At 62.9% G+C, this 20,802-nt stretch carries 22 protein-coding genes; 15 read left to right on the top strand and 7 right to left on the bottom strand.

Going from position 1 to position 20,802, the window contains the following annotated elements; translation table 11 throughout:
• Positions 1-289 precede the first annotated feature (289 nt).
• The 6 genes from RHIBR816_RS0104595 (at position 290) to deoA (ending at position 6,556) form a co-directional block, all read left to right on the top strand.
• The gene (locus RHIBR816_RS0104595; RefSeq protein ID WP_018235363.1) at positions 290-1,825 is read left to right on the top strand and encodes an ABC transporter ATP-binding protein; all 1,536 of its coding nucleotides are present in this window, start codon (positions 290-292) and stop codon (positions 1,823-1,825) included.
• A complete protein-coding gene (locus tag RHIBR816_RS0104590) occupies positions 1,822-2,955 on the top strand; it encodes an ABC transporter permease (protein WP_018235362.1) in 1,134 nt (377 codons plus the stop codon). The genes RHIBR816_RS0104595 and RHIBR816_RS0104590 overlap by 4 nt, the downstream gene beginning before the upstream one ends.
• A 4-nt stretch (positions 2,956-2,959) precedes the next feature.
• Entirely contained in the window at positions 2,960-3,931 is a 972-nt protein-coding gene (locus RHIBR816_RS0104585) for an ABC transporter permease (protein WP_018235361.1), read from the top strand.
• Positions 3,932-4,048: 117 nt separating this feature from the next.
• On the top strand, positions 4,049-4,444 hold the full coding sequence (locus tag RHIBR816_RS0104580; RefSeq protein WP_018235360.1) for a cytidine deaminase: 396 nt from the start codon (positions 4,049-4,051) through the stop codon (positions 4,442-4,444).
• The gene (locus tag RHIBR816_RS0104575; RefSeq protein ID WP_018235359.1) at positions 4,441-5,238 is read left to right on the top strand and encodes a purine-nucleoside phosphorylase; all 798 of its coding nucleotides are present in this window, start codon (positions 4,441-4,443) and stop codon (positions 5,236-5,238) included. Before RHIBR816_RS0104580 ends, RHIBR816_RS0104575 begins: the two co-directional genes overlap by 4 nt.
• Position 5,239: 1 nt before the next feature.
• Entirely contained in the window at positions 5,240-6,556 is a 1,317-nt protein-coding gene (deoA, locus tag RHIBR816_RS0104570) for a thymidine phosphorylase (RefSeq protein WP_018235358.1), read from the top strand.
• On the opposite strand, the gene RHIBR816_RS0104565 is transcribed toward deoA, so the two are convergent.
• The 7 genes from RHIBR816_RS0104565 to RHIBR816_RS0104535 all read right to left on the bottom strand — a co-directional run bounded on the left by RHIBR816_RS0104565 (position 6,549) and on the right by RHIBR816_RS0104535 (position 12,040).
• The gene (locus RHIBR816_RS0104565; protein ID WP_018235357.1) at positions 6,549-7,076 is read right to left on the bottom strand and encodes a TIGR02281 family clan AA aspartic protease; all 528 of its coding nucleotides are present in this window, start codon (positions 7,074-7,076) and stop codon (positions 6,549-6,551) included. The genes deoA and RHIBR816_RS0104565 overlap by 8 nt on opposite strands.
• A gap of 125 nt (positions 7,077-7,201) precedes the next feature.
• On the bottom strand, positions 7,202-7,831 hold the full coding sequence (gene upp / locus RHIBR816_RS0104560; protein ID WP_018235356.1) for a uracil phosphoribosyltransferase: 630 nt from the start codon (positions 7,829-7,831) through the stop codon (positions 7,202-7,204).
• 96 nt (positions 7,832-7,927) lie between these two features.
• Complete coding sequence (locus RHIBR816_RS0104555) at positions 7,928-8,902, bottom strand: adenosine deaminase (RefSeq protein ID WP_018235355.1); 975 nt, start codon at positions 8,900-8,902, stop codon at positions 7,928-7,930.
• On the bottom strand, positions 8,899-10,119 hold the full coding sequence (locus RHIBR816_RS0104550) for a phosphopentomutase (protein WP_018235354.1): 1,221 nt from the start codon (positions 10,117-10,119) through the stop codon (positions 8,899-8,901). The genes RHIBR816_RS0104555 and RHIBR816_RS0104550 overlap by 4 nt, the downstream gene beginning before the upstream one ends.
• Before the next feature lie 124 nt (positions 10,120-10,243).
• On the bottom strand, positions 10,244-10,810 hold the full coding sequence (locus RHIBR816_RS0104545) for a TadE/TadG family type IV pilus assembly protein (RefSeq protein ID WP_018235353.1): 567 nt from the start codon (positions 10,808-10,810) through the stop codon (positions 10,244-10,246).
• A 25-nt stretch (positions 10,811-10,835) separates the two neighbouring features.
• Positions 10,836-11,459, bottom strand: coding sequence for a TadE/TadG family type IV pilus assembly protein (locus tag RHIBR816_RS0104540; RefSeq protein WP_018235352.1), 624 nt, complete (start codon positions 11,457-11,459; stop codon positions 10,836-10,838).
• A gap of 155 nt (positions 11,460-11,614) precedes the next feature.
• Positions 11,615-12,040 carry a pilus assembly protein N-terminal domain-containing protein gene (locus RHIBR816_RS0104535; RefSeq protein WP_018235351.1) on the bottom strand — a complete coding sequence of 142 codons (426 nt, stop codon included), beginning with the start codon at positions 12,038-12,040 and terminating at the stop codon, positions 11,615-11,617.
• Positions 12,041-12,292: 252 nt separating this feature from the next.
• Here RHIBR816_RS0104535 and RHIBR816_RS0104530 point away from each other — a divergent pair, with 252 nt between their 5' ends.
• The 9 genes from RHIBR816_RS0104530 (at position 12,293) to RHIBR816_RS0104490 (ending at position 20,796) form a co-directional block, all read left to right on the top strand.
• Positions 12,293-12,475 carry a Flp family type IVb pilin gene (locus tag RHIBR816_RS0104530; protein ID WP_018235350.1) on the top strand — a complete coding sequence of 61 codons (183 nt, stop codon included), beginning with the start codon at positions 12,293-12,295 and terminating at the stop codon, positions 12,473-12,475.
• Between the two features lie 152 nt (positions 12,476-12,627).
• Positions 12,628-13,140 (top strand): prepilin peptidase, encoded by a 513-nt coding sequence (locus RHIBR816_RS0104525; RefSeq protein ID WP_026186638.1) that lies wholly within the window; start codon positions 12,628-12,630, stop codon positions 13,138-13,140.
• Between the two features lie 145 nt (positions 13,141-13,285).
• On the top strand, positions 13,286-13,468 hold the full coding sequence (locus RHIBR816_RS0104520; RefSeq protein WP_018235348.1) for a Flp family type IVb pilin: 183 nt from the start codon (positions 13,286-13,288) through the stop codon (positions 13,466-13,468).
• Positions 13,469-13,669: 201 nt separating this feature from the next.
• Positions 13,670-14,479 (top strand): Flp pilus assembly protein CpaB, encoded by an 810-nt coding sequence (cpaB, locus tag RHIBR816_RS0104515; RefSeq protein ID WP_026186637.1) that lies wholly within the window; start codon positions 13,670-13,672, stop codon positions 14,477-14,479.
• 93 nt (positions 14,480-14,572) lie between these two features.
• On the top strand, positions 14,573-16,045 hold the full coding sequence (locus RHIBR816_RS0104510; protein ID WP_018235346.1) for a type II and III secretion system protein family protein: 1,473 nt from the start codon (positions 14,573-14,575) through the stop codon (positions 16,043-16,045).
• A gap of 56 nt (positions 16,046-16,101) precedes the next feature.
• On the top strand, positions 16,102-16,755 hold the full coding sequence (locus RHIBR816_RS0104505; RefSeq protein WP_018235345.1) for a CpaD family pilus assembly protein: 654 nt from the start codon (positions 16,102-16,104) through the stop codon (positions 16,753-16,755).
• Between the two features lie 31 nt (positions 16,756-16,786).
• On the top strand, positions 16,787-18,070 hold the full coding sequence (locus RHIBR816_RS0104500; protein ID WP_018235344.1) for a CpaE family protein: 1,284 nt from the start codon (positions 16,787-16,789) through the stop codon (positions 18,068-18,070).
• Between the two features lie 78 nt (positions 18,071-18,148).
• Positions 18,149-19,615, top strand: a complete 1,467-nt coding sequence (locus tag RHIBR816_RS0104495; protein WP_018235343.1) for a CpaF family protein — start codon at positions 18,149-18,151, stop codon at positions 19,613-19,615.
• A gap of 170 nt (positions 19,616-19,785) precedes the next feature.
• On the top strand, positions 19,786-20,796 hold the full coding sequence (locus RHIBR816_RS0104490) for a type II secretion system F family protein (RefSeq protein WP_018235342.1): 1,011 nt from the start codon (positions 19,786-19,788) through the stop codon (positions 20,794-20,796).
• Positions 20,797-20,802: the final 6 nt, after the last annotated feature.

The following is a 20,802-nucleotide window of genomic DNA, read 5'->3' as shown; positions in this document are numbered from 1 at the left end:
AAATGCACAGCGAACGTTGCACCGCAGATTAGAGGCGCGGCGCTGTACGATTGATCCAGCCGAAGCGGTTGTGCTGGCCGTCGGCTCTCGGCGCGCGATGCTCTGGCCTCCGGGACCTGTGTATATTCTTGCTGGACTCTCATCGGCGATCTGATGAGAGTATAAGGAGATCGCGATTTTGAGGCTTTCACGCCGGAAAATCGATGATAAACTTATACCAAATGGTAAAAAATTGCCGGCACGGTCTTGGGGCAGGCCGAAGCGGGCAAAAAGGGGATCGCAGGCCAATATGGACAATATTGCCATCGAATTGCGCGGGATCGACAAGAGCTTCGGTCCGGTCCACGCCAACAAGGACATCAATCTCAAGGTTCGCAAAGGCACGATCCACGGCATCATCGGCGAGAACGGAGCCGGTAAATCGACGCTGATGTCGATCCTCTACGGCTTCTATCAGGCCGACAACGGCGAGATTCTGGTCGACGGCAAGCCGGTATCCATTCGCGATCCGAACACGGCGATCTCCGTCGGCATCGGCATGGTCCACCAGCATTTCATGCTGGTTGAGAATTTCACCGTTCTCGAAAACGTCATGCTGGGCGCCGAAGACAGCCAGATCCTCAACAAGGGCATCGCCAAGGCGCGCCAGGAGCTGAAGCGGCTTGAAAAGGAATATGCGCTCGAGGTCAATCCGGATGCATTGATCGAGGAGCTGCCGGTCGGTCTTCAGCAGCGGGTGGAAATCCTCAAGGCCCTCTATCGCCGCGCCGATATCCTCATTCTCGATGAACCGACCGGCGTGCTGACGCCGGCCGAGGCCGACCACCTCTTCCGCATTCTCGGCCAGCTCAAGGCGCAGGGGAAGACGATCATCCTGATCACCCACAAGCTGCGCGAGATCATGGCGATCACCGACGAGGTCTCGGTCATGCGCCGTGGCGAAATGGTTGCAACCCGGACGACGCGCGAAACCTCGGTCGAGGAGCTTGCCGAGCTCATGGTCGGCCGCCGGGTGCTGCTGCGCGTCGAGAAGGGCGAGGCGAGCCCCGGCGACGTGAAGCTTGCGGTGCAAGGGCTGACGGTCAAGGACAGCCGCGGCGTGACCATGGTCGACGACGTCTCCTTCGAGGTCCGGGCCGGCGAGATCGTCGGCATCGCCGGTGTCGCCGGCAACGGCCAGTCGGAACTGCTGGAGGCGATCGCCGGCATTCGCAAGGCGACCTCCGGAACCGTGCTTCTGAACGGCAGGTCGGTCGATGTGACGGGCCATCGCGATCCCGCCGAACTCCGGGCGCGCGGCCTTGCTCACGTGCCGGAAGACCGGCATCACGTCGGCCTCGTCCTCAAATTCGAGGAGAGCGAGAACGCCATTCTCGGCTACCACAACGACCCGCGCTATCTGAAGGGCGTCTTTCTCGACATCGACGCGATCCGCAAGGATGCCGAGGAGAAGATCGCCAAATACGACATCCGGCCGCCGAATGCACGGCTGAAGACCGCCAATTTCTCCGGCGGCAACCAGCAGAAGATCGTGCTCGCCCGCGAGATGGAGCGGGGTCCGGATGTGCTGATCATCGGCCAGCCGACCCGCGGCGTCGACGTCGGCGCGATCGAATTCATCCACAAGCGGATCATCGAGATGCGCGACCAGGGCAAGGCCGTGCTGCTCGTCTCCGTCGAGCTCGACGAGATCCGCTCGCTCTCCGACCGTATCCTCGTGATGTTTGCCGGCCGCGTCGTCGGCGAGCGCAGCCCCGAAGCGACGGAGGGTGAACTCGGCCTGTTGATGGCCGGTGTCGAGGGCCGCAAGGAGGCCGCAGAATGAGCACACCTTACGCGAAGCTCCCGGGCTGGGTCGAATATGGCCTGATCCCGCTGATCAACCTTGCGGTCGCCTTCCTCGTTGCCGGTCTCGTCGTGCTGCTCGTCGGCGAAAATCCATTCGAGGCAGCTTACCACCTGATCAATGGTGCCTTCGGCCGCGGCGAATATATCGGTTTCACGCTCTATTATGCGACGACCTTCATCTTCACCGGTCTCGCCGTCGCCGTCGCCTTCCATGCCGGGCTCTTCAACATCGGTGGCGAGGGCCAGGCCTATGTCGGCGGCATCGGCGTGGCGCTCGCCTGCCTGTGGCTCGACCAGGTGATGCCCTGGTATGTGGTCTTCCCGCTCGCCATCCTCGGTTCGGCCTTTTTCGGCGCGCTCTGGGCCTTCCTGCCCGGCTGGCTGCAGGCCAGGCGCGGCAGCCACATCGTCATTACCACCATCATGTTCAACTTCATCGCCTCGAGCCTGATGGTCTATCTGCTGACGCGCGTCCTGAAGCCGCTCGGGTCGATGGCGCCGCAGACGCGGACCTTCGCCGAGGGCGGCCAACTGCCGAAGCTCGACTGGCTGCTGTCGATCTTCGGCCTCAATGTCGGAACGGCGCCGTTCAACATCTCCTTCCTGCTGGCGCTCGCCGCCGCCTTTGGGGTCTGGGTGCTGATCTGGCGCACCAGGCTCGGCTACGAGATGCGCACCATGGGCCATAGCCCCTCGGCTGCCCGCTATGCCGGCATTCGCGAAAGCCGTATCACCGTCATCGCCATGATGATTTCCGGCGGTCTCGCCGGGATGATGGCGCTGAACCCGATCATGGGTGAGCAGTTCCGCATGCAGCTCGACTTCGTCCAGGGCGCCGGCTTCGTCGGCATCGCCGTCGCACTGATGGGCCGGTCGCATCCGGGCGGCATCATCCCCGCGGCGATCCTCTTCGGCGTGCTCTACCAGGGCGGCGCGGAGATCGCCTTCGAGATGCCGTCGATCTCGCGCGACATGATCGTCATCATCCAGGGCCTCGTCATCCTCTTTGCCGGCGCGCTCGAGAACATGTTCCGCCCGGCGATTACCCGCGCGTTCGCCATGCGCGGCCAGCGCACAGCCGCCGTCGTCCAGACCAAGGGAGCCTGACGCCATGGATTTCTTCCACGTCCTCGTGGTGCTCCTCGAATCGACGATCCGCGTCTCCGTGCCGCTGGTCTTTGCCGCGCTTGCCGGTCTCTTCACCGAGCGCGCCGGCGTTTTCGACATCGGGCTTGAAGGCAAGATGCTCGGCGCCGCCTTCGCGGCCGGTGCGGTTGCCGCCGTCACCCAGTCGGTCTGGATGGGGCTCCTTGCCGCTATCCTCATCTCGATCCTTCTGTCGCTGGTCCACGGCTATGCCTCGATCACCCAGCGCGGCAATCAGATCGTCTCGGGCGTTGCGATCAACTTCATCGTTGCCGGCTCGACGGTGATCCTTGGCGAGGCCTGGTTCCGCCAGGGCGGCCGCACGCCGGCGCTTGCCGAGGGCGCCCGGTTCCAGACGATCAATCTGCCCGGCGCGGATACGATCCGCGATGTGCCGGTCCTCGGACCGATCTATGCGGACCTGCTCTCCGGGCATTTCCTGCTCACCTATCTCGCTTTCGCCATGGTGCCGGCGAGTTGGTGGATCCTCTACCGCACCCGCTTCGGGCTTCGGCTCCGGGCCGTCGGTGAAAATCCCGGTGCGGTCGATACCGCAGGCATCTCGGTAATCTGGCTGCGCTACCGCGCGGTCATCTGCTGCGGCATCCTCTGCGGATTTGCCGGCGCCTATCTGTCGCTGGCGATGACGGCTGGCTTCGTCAAGGGCATGACGGCAGGCAAAGGCTATATCGCGCTCGCGGCGCTGATCTTCGCCAAGTGGCGGCCGAAGAACGTCATGTTCGCCTGCCTGCTCTTCGGCTTCCTCGATGCGCTCGCTATCCGCCTACAGGGCACGCCCCTGCCGCTCATAGGCCAGGTGCCGGTGCAATTGATGCAGGCGCTGCCCTATATCCTCACTGTCATCCTGCTTGCCGGCTTTATCGGCAAGGCCATTCCGCCGAAGGCCGGCGGCGTGCCCTACGTGAAGGAGCGTTAATGCATGTCGCCCAAAAGTGCGGTTTTGGGATAACGACATGCACGAAGCAAAGATGCATGTCGCCCAAAAGTGCGCAGCGGTTTTGGGATGACGACATGCACAACATAAGGACAGATCATGCCGAAGAACGAACTCTTCGTGGCGGCGCGTGAGGCCATGGCCAAGGCCCATGCACCCTATTCCAAGTTCCCGGTGGGGGCGGCGATCCGCGCCGAGGATGGCAGGATCTATACGGGCGCCAACATCGAGAATCTGTCGTTCCCGGAAGGCTGGTGCGCCGAGACGACGGCGATCAGCCACATGGTGATGGCCGGCCAGCGCAAGATCATGGAGGTGGCGGTGATTGCCGAGAAGCTCGCGCTCTGCCCGCCCTGCGGCGGCTGCCGGCAGCGGCTGGCGGAATTCTCCGGCGCCAGCACCCGCATCTATCTCTGCGACGAGACGGGCATCAAGAAGAGCCTGGCGCTCTCCGACCTGCTGCCGCACAGCTTCGAAACCGAGATACTCGGATGACCGGCGCGGCGGAATTCCTGAGGGAGAGACTGGGCGAGCTATCGCCGCGCTACGGCGTCGTCCTCGGTTCGGGTCTCGGCTCGCTCGTCGAGGCAATCACCGCGCCGGTCCGCATTTCCTATGCGGACATTCCGGGCTTCCCGGTCAGCAGCGTTTCCGGGCACGCGGGGGAACTCGTCCTCGGCCGGCTCGGCGATGTTCCCGTCGCGGTCCTTTCCGGCCGCGTTCACTACTATGAGCGCGGCGATGCCAATGCGATGCGCGCGCCGATCGAAACATTGAAGCGGATCGGGGTCGAGAATTTGATCCTCACCAATTCGGCCGGATCGCTGCGCGAGGACATGCCGCCCGGATCGGTCATGCGCATCGCCGATCATATCGCCTTTTCGGGCACCAATCCGCTGATCGGCGTCGAAAGCGATGACCGCTTCGTCGGCATGACGAACGCCTATGACGCGGCGCTTGCCGTTCACATGGAGGAGGCAGCCGACCGGCTCGGCATTCCGCTCGCCCGCGGCGTCTACATGTGGTTTTCGGGCCCGAGCTTCGAAACGCCGGCAGAGATCCGCATGGCCCGCATCCTCGGTGCGGACGCGGTCGGCATGTCCACCGTACCCGAAGTCCTCCTCGCCCGGTTCTTCGGCCTGAGGGTTGTTGCCGCTTCCGTCATCACCAACTACGGCGCCGGCATGACCGGCACGGAACTCAGCCATCAAGAGACGAAGGAAATGGCGCCCTTCGGCGGCCAGCGGCTGGCGTCGATCCTCAAAGAGATGATCGCGAGCGAAGGCTGAGATGGCCCTGCTCCCCCAGGAAGTGATCCGCAGGAAGAGGGATGGCGGGCAGCTTGAAGCGGCGGAAATCGCCGCTTTCGTCGAAGGCATGACCGATGGCTCGATTTCGGAGGGGCAGGTTGCCGCCTTCGCAATGGCCACCTGGTTCTCCGGCATGAACCGCGACGAATGCGTGGCGCTGACGCTGGCGATGCGCGATTCCGGCGAGACGCTCGATTGGAGCGCCCTTGGCCGCCCTGTCGTCGACAAGCATTCGACGGGCGGCGTCGGCGACAATGTCTCGCTGATGCTGGCGCCGATCGTCGCCGCCTGCGGCGCCGCCGTGCCGATGATTTCCGGGCGAGGGCTCGGCCATACCGGTGGTACGCTCGACAAGCTCGAATCGATCCCGGGCTATGACATCCAGCCGTCGCCTGAACTGTTTCGCCAGATCGTCGATGAGGTCGGCTGCGCCATCATCGGCCAGACCGCCGATCTGGCCCCGGCCGACAAGCGCCTCTATGCGGTCCGCGACGTCACGGCTACGGTCGATTCGGTGCCGCTGATCACCGCGTCGATCCTCTCCAAGAAGCTCGCCGCCGGTCTCCAGTCGCTCGTGCTGGACGTCAAGCTCGGCAACGGTTCCTTCCTGACGGATCCCGGCGAAACCGAAATCTTGGCGCGTTCGCTTGTCGATGTCGCGAATGGCGCGGGCGTCCGGACTTCGGCGCTGATCACAGACATGAACGAGCCGCTGGCGGATGCGGCCGGCAACGCGCTCGAAATCGACAACTGTCTCGCCTTTCTGCGCGGCGAGAAGGCGGGCACGCGCCTCGATCGGGTGGTCATGGCTTTCGCGGCGGAAATGCTTGTTGCGGCGGGGATTTCGGCGGACCAGGCCGAAGCTGAAGTCATGGCCCGCCGCGTCCTGGAGAGCGGCGCCGCAATGGAACGCTTTTCCCGCATGGTCCATCGGCTCGGCGGGCCTGCCGATTTCGTCGTGCGTCCGGACATTTATCTCAAAAGGGCGCCGGCCATGGTCCCCGTGCCGGCCAACCGCGATGGTTATCTGACCGCCTGCGAGACGCGCGAGTTGGGGATGGCCGTCATCGCGCTCGGCGGCGGGCGAACGCGCCCGGACGAGCGGATCGATCATCGGGTCGGACTTTCCGGCCTGAAGCCGCTGGGGACACAGGTCGTCAAGGGCGAACCGATCGCCTTTGTGCATGCCGCCGACCGGCAGCATGCCGAAGTGGTGAGAGACAAGGTCGCGGCGCTCTACGCGATCGCGGACGAACGGCCCGAACCGCGCCCCGTCGTCGTTTCGAGACTTACTTGACGAGTTGCAGTGCGCCGTCCTCGACGCGGTAGGACGAGAGCCGACTCAGGAAGGACATGCCGACGAGCATGCCCGAGAGCGCCTTGTCCGGCAGGACCATGGCCTCGACGTTTCGAACCGAGATGCCGCCGATCTCGACCCGATCGAGGCTGACATGGGCGGCCTCGACGATGCCGTTGGCGGTCTGCGCCCGGGCATCGAAGGAGAGGCTGCCGACCGCAATGCCGAACCGCCGGGCGGTTGTGACATTGATGGCGATCCTGCTTGCGCCGGTATCGACCAGCCCCTGTTCCGAACGCCCGTTGATCCGGAACGAACCGATGAAATGGCCGGAGCGATCCGCTTCGAGCACGACGCCCTTGCCGCTCGCATAGCTGGCGGTCGTCCGGGCGGCACTTGCGGAGGTCTGCGGCGACGCTGCGGTTTCCGCCTGCCGCGCGAGATAGCTCGAGGCAAATTCCGGAACGACAAGGGCGAGGGCGGCAATCCCGCCGGCAAAGACGATGAGGCGTGTCAACATTCTCGGCTCCAGGCATCGGCGCACGCATGCCCGCCGATATCAGCAGACCATTGCTAACACCGTGCAAAAAAGCCGCCGGAAAACCGGCGGCTTCGCATCTGCTTGGTTGTCTGGTTAGCGAAAACTTACTTCGTCCCGTACATCCGGTCGCCGGCGTCGCCGAGACCCGGCACGATATAGCCCTTCTCGTTCAGATGGCTGTCGATCGAAGCCGTGAAGACCGGCACGTCCGGATGGGCTCCTATAAAGTTGCGGATGCCTTCGGGTGCCGCCAGCAGGCAGAGGAAGCGGATGTTCTTGGCGCCGCGCTCCTTCAATTTGTCGATTGCTGCGATCGAGGAATTGCCGGTGGCCAGCATCGGGTCGACGACGATGACGAGGCGCTCGTTGAGGCTCTCCGGCGCCTTGAAATAATACTCGACCGGCTGCAGCGTCTCATGGTCGCGATAGACGCCGATATGCGCGACGCGCGCCGAGGGCACCAGTTCGAGCATGCCTTCCAGCAGGCCGTTGCCGGCGCGCAGGATCGAGGCGAAGACAAGCTTCTTGCCCTCGAGAACGGGTGCGTCCGTCTCCTGCAGCGGTGTCTCGATCCGCTCCATGGTCAGTTCCAGGTCGCGCGTCACCTCGTAGCAGAGCAGCGTCGAGATTTCCCGGAGCAGCCGGCGGAAGCCTGCGGTGGACGTCTCTTTCTTGCGCATGATGGTCAGCTTGTGCTGCACCAGCGGATGATCGATCACTGTAACGCCGTCCATGGCTCACCTTCCCCGAGAATTGGCATATCCGCCTTCTTTTCCATGGAATGAGCGGACGCTGCAAGGGTGTTGGCGTGCTTCCGGCGAATATCGCGGCTACATATGGAGTGCTTTGAGCAGCCTCTCTCTCGTCGGCTCGTCCACGAAGGCGGCTTCGATCGCGGTTTTCGTCATCCGGTCGATTTCGCCGTCGCCAAAACCCATCACATGCGCGGCGATCTCGTATTCCTGCGCGAGCGATGTGTGGAAGAAGGGCGGATCGTCGGAATTGAGCGTGACGCGAACGCCGGCCTCGTAAAGCGGCCGCAGCGGATGCGAGGCGAAATCCGGGAACACCTGCAGCGAAATATTGGAGCCAGGGCAGACTTCGAGAACCACGCCCTCGTCGGCAAGGCGCTTCACCAGATCCGGGTCCTCGATCGCGCGCACGCCATGGCTGATGCGTGCGGGGCGGACGTGGTCCAGCGCGTCGCGGACGCTGAAGGCGCCGGAAAGTTCGCCGGCATGGATGGTCAGGCCGAGATCCGCGTCGCGGACGACGTCGAAGGCGCGGGCGAATTCGGCGACGCTGTGCATGCGCTCCTCGCCCGCCAGGTTGAAGCCGGTCACCAGCGGGTGGCGGCGCATGGCCGCATATTCGGCGGTCCGGACGACCGATTCCGGGCCGAGATGGCGGATGCCGGTGATCAGCATGCGCGACTCGATCCCGGTCTTCGCCCTGGCCGCTTCCATGCCGGCGGCGAGTCCTTCGAGATAGGCGTCGGCGCCGAGCCCGATCGTCTCGCCGTGGTCCGGCGAGACGATGATCTCGCTATAGATCGTCCCCGCTTCTGCGAGTTCCGTGAGATAAGTCTCGGCGAGCAGCGCATAGTCGCCCTCGGTGCGGAACAGCGAGGCGACCGCGTCGTAGCATTTCACGAAGCTGGTGAAATCCTCCCAGACATAGACCTTGTCGCGGATGATGGCGCTCGTGTCGATACCGTATTTGCGGGCTTGCCTGAGTGCCAGTTCCGGCGGCGTGGCGCCTTCGATGTGGCAATGCAGCTCGGCTTTCTTGAGATGTGCGGTCAAAGAAGGCTTCTCCCATGTGGGCCCGGCGCAATACCGAGATATCGGGCGACCGTCTCGCCGATATGGGCGAAACTGTTGGCCACGCCGATGGACCGGCTCCGGAGCGACGGACCGAACATCAGCACCGGCACGCGCTCGCGCGTATGGTCGGTTCCCCGCCAGGTGGGATCGCAGCCGTGGTCGGCGGTGAGGATCACCATGTCGCCGGGCCGGAGCCGCCGGTCGAGATCGGGCAGGCGGGCATCGAAGGCTTCGAGCGCCGCCGCATAGCCCGGCACGTCGCGGCGGTGGCCGTAGAGCATGTCGAAATCGACGAAGTTGGTGAAGACGAGATCGCCCTCCTCCGCCTCTTCGAGCGCCGCAAGACTGGCGTCGAAGAGCGCCATGTTGCCGTTCGCCTTGGTGAGCCTGGTCACGCCCTGGTGCGCGAAGATGTCGCCGATCTTGCCGATCGCGTGTACCGTGCGTCCGGCCTCCTCGAGCCGGTCGAGGATCGTCGGCTCCGGCGGCAGGACGGAATAGTCGCGGCGATTGCCGGTGCGGGTGAAATTGGCCGGATTGCCGCCGACGAAGGGCCGGGCGATGACGCGGCCGATATTGTAGGCGTCGACGAGCCGGCGCACGACCTGGCAGAGTTCCAAGAGCCGTTCGAGGCCGAAGCTCTGCTCGTGCGCCGCGATCTGGAACACGGAATCGGACGAGGTGTAGCAGATCGGCTTGCCGCTCCGCATATGTTCCTCGCCGTGGCGGGCGATGATGTCGGTGCCGGAGGCGTGGCAATTGCCGAGGATGCCCGGAACGTCGCCTTCGCGGCAGATCGCCTCGACGAGTTCAGGCGGAAAGGCATCGCCCTCGGCCGGGAAATAACCCCAGTCGAACGTCACCGGCGTGCCGGCGATCTCCCAATGGCCCGACGGCGTGTCCTTGCCGCGCGAGATTTCGCTGGCCGCGCCGTAGACGCCGTAGACGCGTTCCGGCAGCGCCATGCCGGCAGGAACCCGCCCGGTTGCCAGCCGCGCCGCATGGACAAGCCCGAGCGCCGACATGTTGGGCAGCTGCAGCGGCCCTTCGCGCAAGCCCGCCCGGTCTCCGGCGCCGGCCGCGCAGAACTCGGCGATGTGCCCGAGCGTATCGGCGCCGAGATCCCCAAAGGCCTCGGCGTCGGGTGCGCCGCCGATGCCGAACGAGTCGAGGACGAAGAGAAAGACACGCGCCATTGAACACCCGCTGGCCCGGAGCGCGGGCGCGGTCCGGTGCTATTGATGAGCGCGGGAGGGATCCCGCGCAATCTCGCAGAAATAGCGCGGGGCCAAATTCAATGCAATTGAGCGAATCGCCGCCTCAGCAATCCGTGCACGCGATCGACGTGCCGCGGCGCTGGCGGTAGTAGGAGGTCTTGGAGAGGTCGATACTGCTAACATTGCTCGAAAGGTCCTGCGAAAGGAGCAGCAGCTCGTGCGGGACGACAAGCTCGGTGCGGATAACGAAGGCGTTTACGGCCTCGAGGTCGGATGGCACCGTGGTCGTGGAATTGGCCGGATAAGGCGTGCCGCCGTCCTGGTCGCGCGACCAGAGGATCGTGCCGGTGGTGGTGCCGGTAACCTGGATGCCGGTGATCTTCAGCGTGTAATTCGTGCCGGCATAGGGGGAAAGAATGCTTTCCGCGACCTTGTCCATATTGTCGAGAAAGTTCGTATCGAGACTCGACTCCTGACTCACGAGGTCGGCGACGGCACTCGACGCTCGGGCGACCTTGCGCACCACGTTCAAGCCGACGGAAAGCTCGAAAGCGCCGATATAGGCCATGATCAAGAGCGGCGCGACGAGGGCGAATTCGACGCCGCCGACACCGCGACGGTCGTGCGACAGACGACGCAAGGGTCCGAAGACGCGGCGGAAAAAGGTCATTCCATGCGAGCGTCCCATGGTGTCCTCAATACTCTTCGTTGCGGAACGTAGCCGTTGCGACCATCAAGTAGTCGTGCGGCATGCTGCTGCCGGCGGGGCGGAGATTGGTGACGTAGGGCCGCACCAGATCGGTGATAACCTGCCAGCGGTAATAGGCGCGCACCATCGTGAACGCCTTCCCGGACCCCGGAGAAAATTGAAAGCCACTCGTGTCGAGATCGGACGAGGCGGCCGAGCCGACTCGCGGCACCGCCACGGGAAACTGTGACGGATCGGCGACTTCGCGGACATCGAGATAGAGTTTTTCCGGCTCGTCGACCTCGGTGGCGGAACAGGTCATCAGAATGGCGATCTCGTCGCAGAAGGCCTGGCGGAATTCCGCCTGATCCATGTCCGTCGACTTGCCCTGGTTGAAGGTAATCTCGCCGGTGCGGATCTTGCGCGCCAAAGTGTCGGTCGCATTTGCCAGCAATTGCTCGCCGGCGAAGGCGACGAACGTCTCGATCGAGGCGAAGACGACTATGAAGAATGGCAGGGCCAGGATGCCGAACTCGATCGCCGTCCCGCCTCTTCTATCGCCCAGCAGGCGACGAAAGAGGTGGCGCGATCCGCGCTGGCTTGCCGTGGATGCTTTCGCTTTTATCGACATTGCGCCGTTCCATCATGTCACGTCGTGAGCGGGATGGGCAAAGTGCATGCAATTTCGCCCGCATCCCGATTTTTGCAATCGGTGCGAGAATAAGCTGAAACTGTTGAAGATTCGTTTTCCAAGACCCGAAGAATTTTAGTGGTCTTGGGAGAGCGTCAATTGGTACTCGACGTAGTCGCCTTGCGTTCCGCGTGACGTTCGCAGTTCGGCGAGCAAGAGAACACGGTCCGCGTCGTCTGCTTGTAGACGCGCACGGTGTTGCCCTCGTCGATCGACACGAGGATGCGCTCGTCGACGATGGCATTGCCGTCCTGGTCGAGGATGACGAGGTTCGTGGTGCCGAAATTGCGCCCGGTCAGAACGATCGTCTTTGAGTCCGCGACCGTCGCGTCGGCGACGTCCGAATTGCCGATGATCACCTTGCTCACCGGACGGTCGAGCTTAAGCACGCGCGCGTGGTCCATATAGACGCGCATCATCTGCTCCGCCGCGTCCGCTGCTCCGGCAGCGAAGATGCCGAAAAGCGCGGCTGCGAGAAAGGCGAGCGTGGCGACCTGCTTGGTCGCAAGATGCGTGTTCATGGCGCGTCCCGATGGCGAATGGCTGCCCGTATCTTGGCCTGTTTTGGTGAATGAAAGGTTACATGAGAGCTGTGCAATCTACTGCTTCTCTTTTCTGGACATTTACCCAAGAAACAGTGGTCACGCTTTTACTTCACGCTAACTGGTTTCCTTAAGCCGATGGCAATTCGCCCCCGATAATTTCAGGGTATCCGATCAACGGCAAACAGTTGGCGGACGTGCTGAACAACAACGTGAAGTAGGAGAACCTCCATGAAGACCATCTTCGCCCGCCTGATGAAGGACGAATCCGGTGCAACGGCAATCGAATACGGCCTGATCGCCGCCTTGATCTCTGTTGCTCTGATCACTGGCGCGACGACGCTTGGTGGGCAGTTGAACACGCTCTTTACCGATCTCGGTACCAAGATGACCACTGCCGAGACCAAGTATTAAGCGGCAGTCTCTCACCTCGGTGTGGATATCGAAGCCGCTTCCCTGCGAAGCGGCTTTCTCGCGTCAGCAGGGTGCAATTTTTCATGCGGCAACCGGATACTGGCGAAGAGCTGCGACACACCTTCTCCACCGGTCCTAGCAGGTTTAATGTGATGGTAATTGCATGTATCTTCGTGGTTTTCCCGATTTGCCTTGCCGTTGCGGCATTCACTGACTTGTTGACAATGACCATTCCAAATCGGGTCTCCGCGATCCTCCTGGGCGCCTTCGTTGTCACTGCGCCGGTTGCCGGGCTGGGTATTGGACAGATTGGTCTCCATTTTTCAGCGGCCGCTACTGTATTTGCTGTATGTTTCTGCCTTTTCGCTCTGGGCGTGATGGGCGGTGGCGACGCGAAACTCCTAACCGCAAGCGCTGTTTGGTTTGGCTTTGACGCGTCTCTGGTCTCGTTCCTGATCTATGTTGCGCTCCTCGGCGGAGTTCTCACACTTGCCATCCTCCTTCTCCGCTCGAAAGAACATGTGATTCTTGCTGCGGGAGTCCCCGTGCCTAGCCTGTTGTTGACGGCGAAGAAGATTCCCTACGGGATTGCTATCGCTCTAGGCGGTTTCGCCGCCTATCCTGCGTCACCGATGATGCAAGCAGCGTTCATGCACCTATCCTGAATTGCTACAACGGCATCGTGTTTTTTACTCTCCGCTAACTCGTTTCCTTAAGCCGATGGCAATTCGACCCCGCTAAATTATGGGGTATCCGATCAACGGCAAACAGTTGGCGGAAGTGCTGAACAACGCCTGAGGAGAATCCAGCATGAAGACCATTTTCGCCCGCCTGATGAAGGACGAGTCCGGTGCGACGGCGATCGAGTACGGCCTGATCGCAGCTCTGATTTCTGTCGCCCTGATCACCGGCGCAACAGCGCTTGGGGAGCAGTTGAACACGCTCTTTACCGATCTCGGCACGAAGATGACCACTGCCGAGACCAAGTACTAACCGGCATCTTTCCACTTGATGCGATTTGAGAGCCGCTCTTCAAGAGCGGCTTTCTTGTTCAGGACGATGCATTCTCCCACGGTTATCTCGCGACAGAGCTTGTTACGTCTCGTTAACCGCGTTCATAAGCGATCCGTTAACTATAATTACACCAATTCCTGATCAATCTGTCCCCGGGGATTTCCAGGGGCTTAGAAGATCATGAAACCGGTGCGCATCATCATTCTGGCGGTGGCCGTGGGTTCCGCGGCAATGGCTGGGCTATTGGCGATGAAGCTCACCCGCGCTCCCGCGCAGCGCATGGCGGAACCGCTTGTCGAGCAGCCGCCGAGCATCAACGTCCTCGTCGCAAGCAGGAGCCTACCGGTCGGCTCCCGGCTCGCGGGTGATTCGATCCACTGGATGGCCTGGCCGAAAGACGGTGTCGCCGAGGGCATGATCACCGAGGAAAATCGCCCGGCTGCCATCGACGACCTGTCCGGGGCGGTCGTCCGCCTGCCGCTCTTCGACGGCGAACCGGTTCGACAGGAAAAGATCGCCGACCCGTCCAACCGCATCATGTCGTCCATGCTGCCGGCCGGAAAACGGGCCGTCGCGACCGAAATCACAGTTGCGACCGGCGCCGGCGGCTTTATCCTGCCCAATGACCGCGTCGACGTGATCATGGTGCGCAAGTCCGACGGCGATGTCTATCTGACCGAAACCGTGCTCAGCAATGTCCGGGTGCTGGCGATCGACCAGCAGGTCGAGGAAAAAGACGACGGCTCGAAATCCGTCATAGGCACCACGGCAACACTCGAGCTTACGCCCGACCAATCGAAAGTGATGACGGTCGCCCAACAGATGGCCGAGCGCATCTCGTTGGCGCTGCGCAGCGTCGCCGATGCCCAGGAGGCCGATACGACGGCGGCCGACTACCTTTTGAGCGGCGACGGCCAACCGAGCATTCAGGTGATCAAATCCGGTTCCATCGTCAAGAACGATGAAACCACCACGCAGAACCAGCAGTAAAATCGGACGGGGCGCAACGTGAAGCGGAGCGGAAACACATTTCGGACCTGTCTGGCAGCCGGTCTTTCATTCTCCCTGGCATTTTCCGGCACGATGCTGCCGTCGGTCCCGACGGCGGAAGCGGCCGCTTCGTCGGTCGTCCGGATCGTCGAGAGCGGTCCGGGCGTCAAGAAGAAGGTCAATCTCGGTCTCAACAAGGCCGTGGTCGTCGATCTTCCGACCGACGCTCACGATATTCTCGTTGCCGATCCGGCACTCGCCGATGCCGTCACGCGCACGTCGCGCCGTATCTACCTGTTCGGCAAGACCGTTGGTCAGACCAACATCTTCGTTTTCGGTCCGAATGGCGAGGAGATCGTCAGCCTCGACGTTGCCGTCGAGCGCGATGTCGCCGGCTTGGAAGCCAATCTGCGCCGCTTCATTCCAGAGGCGGACATCAACGTCGAGATCGTCTCCGACAACGTGGTCCTGACCGGCACGGTTCGCACACCGCTCGACTCGACCAAGGCCGTCGATCTGGCCCGGGCCTTCCTCCAGGGCGGCGAGGCGACGACCCGCAACATCACCGCCCAGGGAACCAATGGCGATGCGGACATATTTGCCGAAGAGCGGCAAAGCTCCCAGATCGTCAACCTGCTGACAGTCGAGGGCGAAGATCAGGTTACCTTGAAAGTGACGGTTGCCGAGGTCAGTCGGCAAATTCTGAAACAACTCGGTTTCAACGCGGCAGGCGCTGGCAGTTGGGGCAGCATCGCGTTCCGCAATCCGACCAATCTCGGGAATGCCATCGGTATCGATCCAACGGCAACGATCGCAAAAACTATCGGGGGAACGGCTATTGAGGCATACGTTAATGCGATGGAACAGGCGGGTGTCATGCGGACGCTGGCCGAACCCAGCCTGACCGCGATTTCGGGCCAGGAAGCAAAATTCTACGTCGGCGGCGATTTCCGGCTGGCAAGCGGTCAGGAAGTATCAAGGGAGCGCGACTCGGACACAGGAGAATTGGTCACCTCGGTCGAACGAGAAACAACGGACGTCGAATATGGCATCCGGCTGAACTTCAAGCCGGTGGTTCTCGGGCCTGGTCGTATCAGCCTCGCGATCGAGACGGACGTATCTGAACCGACCTTCGAGGGTTCGGTCGTAACCGGTGACAAGCTGAGCGACATTCGCGGCCAGACTTACCTCGGCATCCGCCGGCGCGAAGCCTCGACCAGCGTCGAACTCCCCTCCGGCGGCTCGATCGTCATCGCCGGCCTCGTGCAGGACAATATCCGTCAGGCGATGTCCGGCCTGCCCGGCGCATCGAAGATCCCGATCCTCGGCACGCTGTTCCGCAGCAAGGACTTCCAGCGCAACGAGACGGAACTCGTGATCATCGCGACGCCCTATCTGGTGCGGCCGGTGGCCCGCAGCGCGCTGTCGCGGCCGGACGACAATTTCAACCCGGCCAATGATCTCGAAAGCTTTTTCCTGGGCCGCGTCAACCGGATCTACGGACGTCCGGAAGCGGCACCGCCTGTCGGCCGCTATCACGGCAATGTCGGCTTCATCTACAAATAGGTCGGGTCATGCACAACCGAAACGCACTTCCCAAAAGACTTGAAAGGCAGGCCCCGATGTCACCGACCCGCACCTCCGCCCGCATCGCCGCTTTGGCGATCGTGGCCGGCCTGCTCGCCGGCTGCGGCAGCAAGGACAACCTTTCGACCGGGTCTATCCCGGACGACTACCGCACCCGCCATCCGATCGTCATTGCCGAAGGCGAGCGGGTGATCGACATTCCCGTTGCCTCCGGTGACAGGCGGCTGACCGCGGGTACGCGCGACGTCATCCGCGGCTTTGCCACGGAATACCGCAACGCTTCCAGCGGCGTTGTCCAGATCATGCTGCCGCGCGGCTCCGCCAACAGCCATGCCGCGCAACTCGTCCGCAAGGACATCCGGCGCCTTCTGGCCGCCTCCGGCGTGCCGCCGAAGCGGATGATCGAGACCAGCTATGAGGCGCTGGCGCCAGGCGACGCCGCACCCATCCGCCTGAGCTATGTCGCGATCACGGCGCAGACCGAGCCCTGCGGCGAGTGGCCCGAGGATCTGACCGTCAACACCTTGCAGAACCGCAACTACTACAATTTCGGCTGTGCTTCGCAGTCCAACCTTGCCGCGCAGATCGCCAATCCGACCGACCTGATCGGCCCGCGCCAGATGTCGCCCGTTGATGCCGCCCAGCGCGGTGAAGTGATCGACGCCTGGCGCGACGCGGCCGCGGACTGAACGACGGTTGGATGATGCAGGAGTTTCAAAGATGAGCGCGATTGAATACAGCATCGATACCGACGGAGCCGAGTTTGCGGCCGACGGATCGCGCCCGGGCGACCTCGATCAGCTTCGGCCGTTGCCGCGCATTTCGATCCATGCCTTCTGCGAGAGCGAGGCGATGCAGCGCCTGATGGAGCGTTGCGGCCAGGATCGCCGCATGGCGAAGGTGAGCCTGCGCATCACCGGAGGCAGCATCGCCGCCGCCGCCAACATGTTCGCCAGCGTATCGACGCCCAATCTGATCATCCTCGAGACCGCCACGGAGCCGCGATCCCTGCTTGGCGAGCTGGCGCCGCTGGCCGAAGTCTGCGACCCGACCACGAAGGTCGTCATCATCGGGCGTCACAACGACATCGCGCTCTATCGCGAACTGATCCGCAACGGCATCTCCGAATATATGGTCGAGCCGGTGGCGATGGCGGATCTCCTGTCGGCGGTTGCGGCGATCTTCGTCGATCCCGAGGCCGAGCCGGTCGGGCGGAGCCTCGCCTTCATCGGCGCCAAGGGCGGCTGCGGCTCGTCGGTGATCGCCCATAATTGCGCCTGGGGCATTTCCAACCTCTTCTCGACGGAAACCATCCTTGCCGATCTCGATCTGCCCTACGGCACCGCCAATATCGATTTCGACCAGGATCCGCCACAGGGGATCGCCGAGGCCGTCTCGTCGCCGGATCGGCTGGACGAGGTCTTTCTCGACCGTCTCCTCACGAAATGCTCCGAGCACCTGTCCTTGCTCGCCGCGCCCTCGATGCTCGACCGCGCCTATGATTTCGAGGCAGGAGCCTTCCAGCCGATCCTCGAAATCCTGCAGCGCAGCGCCCCCGTCTCGGTGCTCGACGTTCCGCATGGCTGGACGGACTGGACCCGTTCGGTGCTCGGCGAGGCCGACGAGGTGGTGATCACCGCCGCTCCGGACCTGGCGAGCCTCAGGAACACGAAGAACCTGCTCGATGCCCTGAAGAAGCTTCGACCGAACGACCGGACGCCGCATCTCGTCCTCAATCAGGTCGGCATGCCCAAGCGACCGGAAATCGCCCCCGGCGAATTCTGCGAGTCGCTGGAGGTCGAGGCGGCCGCCATCATTCCCTTCGATGCGGTGCTCTTCGGAAATGCGGCCAATAGCGGGCGGATGATCGCGGAAATCGACAGGAAGTCCCCGGCGGCCGAAACCTTCTCGCAGCTCGCCCACCTTCTGACCGGGCGCACGGCGATCAAGAAGGCGCGCAAGGGCGGTCTCGGCAAGGTTCTGGCAAAGCTCGGCAGGCGATAGGCATCCGCGAAGCGGGAGCGCTTTCACCTCCCGCTTCGCTTGAAACTGAAGGATCGATACAGCAGGCGGAATGAGTTGATGTTTGGCAAACGCGGAAATGAAGGTTTTGGCAAGGCCGGCGCGCAGTCGCCCGCGATGCCGCCGTCCATGCCGGCCGCACCGTCGGCGGTGATGGAGCGTCCCGCCGCGCCGATCCTCGCGGAACCGGCGGCCGCCGCGCCCCGTTCGCAGCCGGCCGCCGCCCCGGCGCGCCGCCGCGCCCCGCGGGCGGAGGACTATTACGACACGAAATCGCAGGTCTTTTCCGCGCTGATCGACACGATCGACCTGTCGCAGCTCGCCAAGCTCGATACCGAGAGCGCGCGCGAGGAAATCCGCGACATCGTCAATGACATCATCACCATCAAGAACTTCGCGATGTCGATCGCCGAGCAGGAGGAACTGCTCGACGACATCTGCAACGACGTGCTCGGCTATGGGCCACTCGAGCCGCTCTTGGCGCGCGACGACATTGCCGACATCATGGTCAACGGCGCCGGCCAGACCTTCATCGAAGTCGCCGGCAAGGTCGAGGAGTCGGAGGTTCGTTTTCGCGACAACGCGCAGCTCCTTTCGATCTGCCAGCGCATCGTCAGCCAGGTGGGCCGGCGCGTCGACGAATCGAGCCCCATCTGCGACGCGCGCCTGCCGGACGGCTCGCGCGTCAACGTCATCGCTCCGCCGCTGGCGATTGACGGAACGGCGCTGACGATCCGCAAGTTCAAGAAGGACAAGCTGACGCTGGAGCAGCTCGTGCGCTTCGGCTCGATTACGCCGGCGGGCTCGACCCTCCTGCAGATCATCGGCCGCGTCCGCTGCAATATCGTCATTTCGGGCGGCACCGGTTCCGGCAAGACGACGCTGCTCAACTGCCTGACGCGCTATATCGACAGCGACGAGCGGATCATCACCTGCGAAGACTCCGCCGAACTGCAATTGCAGCAGCCGCATGTGGTTCGCCTCGAAACCCGCCCGCCGAATATCGAGGGCGAGGGCGAGATCACCATGCGCGACCTGATCAAGAACTGCCTGCGCATGCGCCCCGAACGCATCATCGTCGGCGAAGTGCGCGGGCCCGAGGTCTTCGATCTGCTGCAGGCGATGAACACCGGCCATGACGGCTCCATGGGTACGATCCACGCCAACACGCCGCGCGAATGCCTGAGCCGCATGGAGTCGATGATCGCCATGGGTGGCTACACGCTGCCGGCCAAGACGGTTCGCGAAATCATCGCCGGCTCCGTCGACGTCATCATCCAGGCCTCGCGCCTGCGCGACGGGTCGCGCCGCATTACCCACGTCACCGAGGTGACCGGCATGGAAGGGGACGTGATCGTCACCCAGGACCTGATGCGCTACGAGATCGACGGCGAGGACGCCAATGGCCGGATCATCGGCCGCCATGTTTCGACCGGTATCGGCCGGCCGTATTTCTGGGACCGCGCCCGTTACTTCAACGAGGACAAGCGGCTCGCCGCCACGCTCGACGCGATGGAAAAGAACTAATGCATGTCGCCCAAAAGTGTGCGCGGTTTTGGGACAACGACATGCATAGAACCAAGGACCTAAAGCGCGTCGCAGGAATACGTTTAGTCGCGACGCGCTTTAGAGCAATGCCAGGCAAGCGTGCGGGGCACCCGCCCGCGCGCCGGTGAAGCGAAGGAATAGACCAACCGATGTTCGGCATAGACATCACCGTTCTGGCACTGGCCGGCCTCGTCGCGATTGCCGCGGCGGCGCTCGCCTACGGTGTGCTCTATTCCCGCATCGAAAACGACAAGAAGGCGGAGGGCCGGCTGCGCCGCGTCGGCGCCGCCGAGACGGACCGTGCCAAGATCAAGGCGGCGCGCGACCGCGTCAACGAAATGTCCAAGCGGCGCAAGTCGCTTCAGGATTCCTTGAAGGAGCTCGAAAAGAAGCAGCAGGAAAGATCGGCCAATGCCGCCCCTTCGATGAAGAAGCGGCTGGTGCAGGCCAACCTGTCGATCTCGCTCACACAGTTCTATCTCTTCAGCGCGATCTTCGGCCTGTTCGCCCTGATCGTCGTGCTCATCGCCGGCGCTGGCCTGTGGATTGCTTTCGGCGTCGCGATCATCACGGCGGCAGGCCTGCCGCGCTGGCTGGTGGGCGCCATGATCAAGCGGCGCTGCAAGAAGTTCCTCGACGAGTTTCCGAACGCACTCGACGCGATGGTCCGCTCGATCAAGTCTGGCTTGCCATTGAACGATGCCTTGCGGCTGATTGCCAGCGACGGCCAGGAACCGGTGAAGACGGAATTCCGTCGCGTCGTCGAATCCCAGCAGGTCGGTCTCAACGTGCCGGATGCCTGCGCCCGCATGATCCAGAGCATTCCGCTGCCCGAGGTGAACTTCTTCGCGATCGTCATCGCCATCCAGGCACAGGCGGGCGGCAACCTGTCGGAGGCGCTCGGCAACCTTTCCAAGGTCCTGCGCGAGCGCAAGAAGATGAAGGCGAAGGTGGGGGCCTTGTCGATGGAGGCCAAGGCCTCGGCCTGCATCATTGGCGCCTTGCCCTTCATCGTGGCGACGCTCGTCTACCTGACATCGCCAGAATACATGACGATCCTTTTCACCGATCCGCGCGGCCATATCATCATGGGCGCCTCGGCCGTCTGGATGAGCATCGGCATTTTTGTAATGCGCAACATGATCAATTTCGATATCTGAGGCTAT

It is taken from the genome of Ensifer sp. BR816, assembly GCF_000378985.1.
Taxonomy (GTDB): domain Bacteria; phylum Pseudomonadota; class Alphaproteobacteria; order Rhizobiales; family Rhizobiaceae; genus Sinorhizobium.
This window is presented reverse-complemented; position numbering and strand designations above follow the sequence as displayed.